Source organism: Lonsdalea britannica, from assembly GCF_946477055.1.
Classification (GTDB): domain Bacteria; phylum Pseudomonadota; class Gammaproteobacteria; order Enterobacterales; family Enterobacteriaceae; genus Lonsdalea; species Lonsdalea britannica_A.
This window is the reverse complement of the sequence record NZ_CAMKXG010000235.1, coordinates 1-5606: the sequence shown is the minus strand read 5'-3', so window position 1 is coordinate 5606 and position 5606 is coordinate 1. Positions and strand designations below refer to the sequence as shown.

General features: G+C 57.8%; 8 protein-coding genes. 1 reads left to right on the top strand and 7 read right to left on the bottom strand.

Annotated elements, in window-relative coordinates:
* Nucleotides 1-506: methyl-accepting chemotaxis protein (locus tag Q7O77_RS14020; protein WP_304168458.1), on the top strand; the 506-nt coding region annotated here is incomplete at its 5' end.
* Between the two features lie 61 nt (nt 507-567).
* Here Q7O77_RS14020 and hisIE read toward each other — a convergent pair.
* The 7 genes from hisIE to Q7O77_RS13985 all read right to left on the bottom strand — a co-directional run.
* Nucleotides 568-1182, bottom strand: coding sequence for a bifunctional phosphoribosyl-AMP cyclohydrolase/phosphoribosyl-ATP diphosphatase HisIE (gene hisIE / locus Q7O77_RS14015; RefSeq protein ID WP_304168457.1), 615 nt, complete (start codon nt 1180-1182; stop codon nt 568-570).
* The gene (hisF, locus tag Q7O77_RS14010; RefSeq protein WP_085651637.1) at nt 1176-1952 is read right to left on the bottom strand and encodes an imidazole glycerol phosphate synthase subunit HisF; all 777 of its coding nucleotides are present in this window, start codon (nt 1950-1952) and stop codon (nt 1176-1178) included. Before hisF ends, hisIE begins: the two co-directional genes overlap by 7 nt.
* Nucleotides 1934-2671, bottom strand: coding sequence for a 1-(5-phosphoribosyl)-5-[(5-phosphoribosylamino)methylideneamino]imidazole-4-carboxamide isomerase (gene hisA / locus Q7O77_RS14005; protein WP_304168452.1), 738 nt, complete (start codon nt 2669-2671; stop codon nt 1934-1936). The genes hisF and hisA overlap by 19 nt, the downstream gene beginning before the upstream one ends.
* Nucleotides 2672-2677: 6 nt before the next feature.
* On the bottom strand, nt 2678-3268 hold the full coding sequence (gene hisH / locus Q7O77_RS14000; RefSeq protein ID WP_304168449.1) for an imidazole glycerol phosphate synthase subunit HisH: 591 nt from the start codon (nt 3266-3268) through the stop codon (nt 2678-2680).
* A complete protein-coding gene (gene hisB / locus Q7O77_RS13995) occupies nt 3268-4335 on the bottom strand; it encodes a bifunctional histidinol-phosphatase/imidazoleglycerol-phosphate dehydratase HisB (RefSeq protein ID WP_304168447.1) in 1068 nt (355 codons plus the stop codon). Before hisB ends, hisH begins: the two co-directional genes overlap by 1 nt.
* Before the next feature lie 15 nt (nt 4336-4350).
* Nucleotides 4351-5421 carry a histidinol-phosphate transaminase gene (gene hisC / locus Q7O77_RS13990; protein WP_304168444.1) on the bottom strand — a complete coding sequence of 357 codons (1071 nt, stop codon included), beginning with the start codon at nt 5419-5421 and terminating at the stop codon, nt 4351-4353.
* On the bottom strand, nt 5418-5606 hold a 189-nt coding region (locus Q7O77_RS13985), incomplete at its 5' end, for a histidinol dehydrogenase (RefSeq protein ID WP_304168442.1). The genes hisC and Q7O77_RS13985, both read right to left, overlap by 4 nt.

The window sequence follows — 5606 nt, the reverse complement described above, 5'->3', positions numbered from 1 at the left end:
CCTTCCAGACCAACATTCTGGCGCTGAACGCGGCGGTGGAAGCGGCGCGTGCTGGTGAACAGGGGCGTGGTTTTGCCGTCGTCGCCAATGAAGTCAGAACGCTGGCTCAGCGCAGTGCTCAGGCATCAAAAGAAATTCATGCCTTGATTGTTGATTCTAATCAGCGAGTCAGTGAAGGGCATCAGCTTACCACGCGCGCGGGCGACACGATGTCGGCAATCTCGACCCAAATCGAAAGCGTCAATGTGTTGATGAAAGAGATTGCCCAAGCGTCCCAGGAACAGAGTCATGGTATCGATCAGGTCAATATCGCGGTGACGCAGATGGAAGATGTCGCGCAGCATAACGCATCTTTGGTTGAAGAAGCCGCGGTAGCAACCCGTTCGCTTGAAGAGCAGTCGCGGCAGCTCATCTTGGCGATGGATACCTTCAAGGTAAAACGCGAAGCACAGTTAACGGGATTGGACATGCCGCAACCGTCTCAGCTGTCACCGTCATCTATCTAAGCAGGGATTTTGAGATATAGGTCACCCCAATACACCTTGGGGTGACCTTCGCATAGGGCAGTTACTTGGTATGACGTTCTTGCAGACGGCCGATAATGGTCGCCAGATCTAAATCCTGATCCTGAAGCAGCACCAGCAGATGGTACATCAGATCGGACGCTTCATTGGTCAGCTCTTCTCTATCATGCACGGTTGCCGCCAGTGCCGTTTCTAACCCTTCTTCACCAACTTTTTGTGCGATGCGCTTCGTACCGCTGGCATAGAGCCGTGCGGTGTAGGAGCTCTCTGGATCGGCGGTTTTGCGGCTGGCCAACAGCTGCTCCAGCTCAAACAGGAACTGCCACTGGCTGGCTGCCGGTGAGAAACAGCTGCTTGTTCCGGTATGGCAGGTGGGGCCGACGGGATTGGCCAGAACCAGCAGCGTATCGTTATCGCAGTCCGGCGTGATGGAGACCACGTTCAGGACGTTGCCCGACGTTTCGCCTTTGGTCCACAGCCGGTCTTTAGTGCGGGAGAAAAAGGTGACTTTTCCCGTCTCTTCCGTCGCCTGCAGCGCTTCTGGATTCATATAACCCAGCATCAGCACTTCGCCGGAAACGGCATGTTGTACGATGGCTGGCAGCATGCCGTTGGTTTTTTCCCAGTCTAGCTGGTTTCTTTGTTGTTCGGTTAACACACCCGGATCTCCACGCCTTGTTGCTTGAGGAACTGTTTCAGTTCGCCAATATTAATGATTTGTTTATGAAAGACCGATGCCGCCAGCGCGCCATCAACGCGCGCATTCTGGAACGCTTCCAGAAAATGCTCGCGCGTCCCCGCGCCGCCGGAGGCGATTAACGGCACCTGACAAACGTCTCGAACCAGCCGCAGCTGTTCCAGGTCGTAGCCGTTACGGACGCCATCCTGGTTCATCATATTCAATACGATTTCACCTGCGCCGAGCTTTTGGACTTCCTGAACCCAGTCCAGCGTTTCCCACTGAGTGACGCGGGTACGATGCTCGTCGCCGGTGTACTGGTTAACATGATAACGCCCGGTGTCGGCATCATGCCAGGTATCAATCCCGACCACGATGCATTGAACGCCGAAGCGGTCAGCCAACCGGGAAATCAACGTTGGGTCGGCCAGCGCCGGCGAGTTGATGGAAATCTTGTCTGCGCCGAACGACAGAATCTGTGCGGCTTCTTCCAGACTTTTAATGCCGCCCGCGACACAGAAGGGGATGTCGATCACTTCCGCCACGCGAGAAACCCAGCTTTTATCCACGACGCGGCCGTCGGAAGACGCCGTAATATCGTAGAAAACCAGTTCATCCGCGCCTTCCTGCGCATAGCGCTGCGCAAGAGGAACGATATCGCCGATAATTTCATGGTTGCGGAATTGAACGCCTTTGACCACCTGTCCGTCGCGCACGTCGAGACAGGGAATTATCCGTTTTGCCAGCATGCGATTGCCTCCGCTACGTTAAATTTTCCTTCCAGCAGGGCGCGACCCACGATCACGCCTTGCACGCCGCTGCCGCGCAACGAGTCGATATCCGCGAGAGAGCCGATACCGCCGGAAGCCTGAAACGCCACCTGCGGGTATTGTTGGCAGATTTCTCGATAAAGCTCGACGTTAGAGCCCTGCAGCGTACCGTCGCGGGAAATATCGGTACACAGTACATGACGCAGACCGAACGGCAGATAGCGTTCGACGGTCTGCTCCAGCGTGATCCCGGAATTTTCCTGCCAGCCGCTGATCGCCACGTTTTTGACGCCGTCGGCGTCGATACGCACGTCCAGTGCCAAGACCAGCGCTTCTGCGCCGTAGCGGGTGAACCACGACTGCACTAACTCCGGCTCTTTGACGGCGGTGGAGCCAATAACGACGCGGCGAGCGCCCGCTTCCAGCAGCGCTTCAACGTCCTGCTCGGTGCGGATACCACCACCGATCTGTACCGGTACGGAGACGCCTGCCAACAGCGTTTTCAGCAGGGGGATCTGACGAGCGGCCGGATCTTTCGCCCCGGTTAAATCGACCAGATGCAGTACCTGCGCGCCTTGTTGCTGATAATCCTGCAGGCGGGGGAGCGGATCGCTGCCGTACTGACGCTGTTGTCCGTAGTCGCCCTGATGCAAACGGACGACTTGCCCGTCGATCAAATCTAAAGCGGGAATAATCATGACCGTTTACATCTCCAGAAAGTTTTTCAACAACTGCGCGCCAGCGGCGCCGGAACGTTCCGGGTGGAACTGCACGCCATAGAAGTTCTCTTTTTGCACGGCGGCCGTAAAGGCATCGCCGTACTGAGCCTGAGCGATGGTATCGGCGCAGACCGGCATGGCGTAGCTATGCACAAAGTAGAAATAAGCGTCTTCGGGAATGTCGCGGAACAGACGGTGACCGGCCTGCGATGTCAGCTGATTCCAGCCCATGTGCGGCAGAGGCAGTCCTTGGTCTTCCATTTTCAGCACGGGCGCGTCGACGATGCCCAGCGTGTCGATACCGCCGCTCTCGTCGCTGGCGCTGCCCAGCAGCTGCATCCCCAGACAGATGCCTAGTACGGGCTGGGTGCAGGCTTTAATCAGGTCGATCAGATCGCGCGCTTTTAGCTGATCCATCGCGGCCTGCGCCGTGCCGACGCCCGGTAGAAACAGTTTATCGGCGTGCAGCACCACATCCGACTCGCGGCTGATGACCGGGTCATAGCCCAGACGTTTCACCGCATAGGCGACGGATGACAGATTGGCGCAGCCGGTATCAAGAATCACCACATCCATCACAGCACTCCTTTCGAACTCGGCAACGTGTCGCCCTCGACCCGGATAGCCTGACGCAGCGCGCGGCCAAAGGCTTTGAACAAGCTCTCGACGCGGTGGTGGTCGTTGCGGCCTTTGGTTTTGAGATGCAATGTGCAGGCCATGGCATAAGAGAGCGAACGGAAGAAGTGTTCGACCATTTCCGTACTCAGATCGCCTACGCGCTGGTAGTTGAATTCCGCTTTGTATTCCAGGTGCGGACGGCCGGAGATATCCAGCGCGCAGCGGGCCAGACATTCGTCCATCGGCAGCACAAAGCCGAAGCGGCCGATGCCGCGTTTGTCGCCCAGCGCCTTATTCAACGCTTCACCCAACGCCAGCGCGGTGTCTTCCACCGTGTGGTGGTCGTCGATGTACAGATCGCCTTTGACTTCAACCTGCATGCGGAAACCGCCGTGGGTGGCGATCTGGTCCAGCATATGGTCGAAGAAACCCACGCCGGTGCTGATCTTGCTCTCACCCTCACGGTCGAGCCAGACGTTAACGTCGATGGCCGTTTCGCGCGTCACGCGGCTGACGTGTGCGTGACGGTCGCGGCGGGTCAGCTGGGTGACGATATCAGACCAGTTCAATCCATCTCGCTGGTAGCGCAGACCGGTGATCCCCATGTTCTTCGCCAGTTCGATATCTGTTTCCCGATCGCCGATGACATAGCTGTTGCCGCTGTCCATCACGTTGTCTTTCAGGAATGCGTCTACCAGCGCGGTTTTCGGTTTGCGGCAGTCGCAGTTGTCAGACGGCAGGTGCGGGCAGATCAGCACGCGTTCGAAGGCGATCCCCTGAGAGGTGAAAATCTGCATCATCAGGTTATGCGGCGGATCGAAGTCTTCCTGCGGGAAGCTGGCGGTGCCGAGTCCATCCTGATTCGTGATCATCACCAGCTTAAAGCCTGCCTTTTGCAGCGCCAGCAGCGAAGGGATGACATTCGGCTCCAGCGCCAGTTTGTCCAGCCGGTCAACCTGATAATCCTCAGGGGGCTCGGCGATCAATGTGCCGTCACGGTCGATAAAAAGGTATTTCAATCCCACAATCGTTCCTCAAGATTAAGCGGTGACGCCGGAAAGCGCCTTCAGGGCGGCGATGACGCGTTCACATTCATAGCGGGTGCCGACGGTAATACGCAGGCAGCCGGCCAGTCCAGGCTGTTTATTTTGGTCGCGCAGAATAATGCCTTGATCCCACAGAGATTTAAATACCTGGGTCGTCGGGTCGAACTTCACCAGCAGGTAGTTGCTTTCACTGGGGAACACCGACTCTACGCAGTCCAGCGGCCGCAGCGCATCGGCCAGCCAGCGACGGTTGTCCAGTATCTCGGCGACATTGGCCTTCATCTTCGCGATACCCGGCTCGCTCAGCGCCTGTGCGGCGATGTCCGCCACCGGCAGAGAGAGCGGGTAAGGGGCAATCACCTTTAGCAGCAGCTGAATCACGTCTTCGTTTGCGAGCGTAAAGCCGCAGCGCAACCCCGCCAGTGCAAACGCTTTAGACAGCGTACGCAGGATCACCAGATGAGGATAGTCCGCCAGCCAGCTTGCGGTGGAAGCCTGCGGGCAGAATTCGATGTAGGCCTCGTCGATGACCACCAATGCCTTGTCCTGCGCCAGTTCCAGCAGACGGCGCAGATCTTCCGGGTTCACCAGATTGCCCGTGGGATTGTTCGGGCTGCAGACGTAAATGACTTTGACGTTGTCCAGCTGACGTTCAATCGAGCCCATATCCAGCTGCCAGTCCGCGGTGCTCTGCGCCACACGGCGTTCCACGCCAAACGTTTCGGCGCTGACGGCGTACATGCCATAAGTCGGCGGGCAGAACAGAATCGCGTCCTTACCGGGTTCGCAGAAGGCGCGAATGAGCAGCTCGATACCTTCATCCGCGCCGCGACTGGCCAGCACTTGCTCCGGCTTGACGCCCGCATAGGCCGCGTAGCGCTCGATCACCAGCTTCGGCTGACATTCCGGATAGCGGTTCAGCGTGGATAACGTGAGCTGGTACTCCGGCTCCTGAGGAAACTCATTGGCGTTCAGCCAGACATCGCCGCTACCCCCCAGACGACGAGCAGACAGGTAGGGCGTTAGCTGACGAACATTTTCGCGTGCCAGATTTTCGATGCTCATGCTTGCTCCTTCAGGGCAGCGACGCGCAGGGAGACGGCATTTTTGTGGGCGGTCAGCTGTTCTGCCTGTGCCATCACTTCAATCGCGGGCGCCAGCGCAAGCAGGCCCTGCGGCGTTAATTGCTGAACGGTCATCCGTTTCTGGAAATCCGCCAGTCCCAGACTGGAATAGGTGGAGGTATAGCC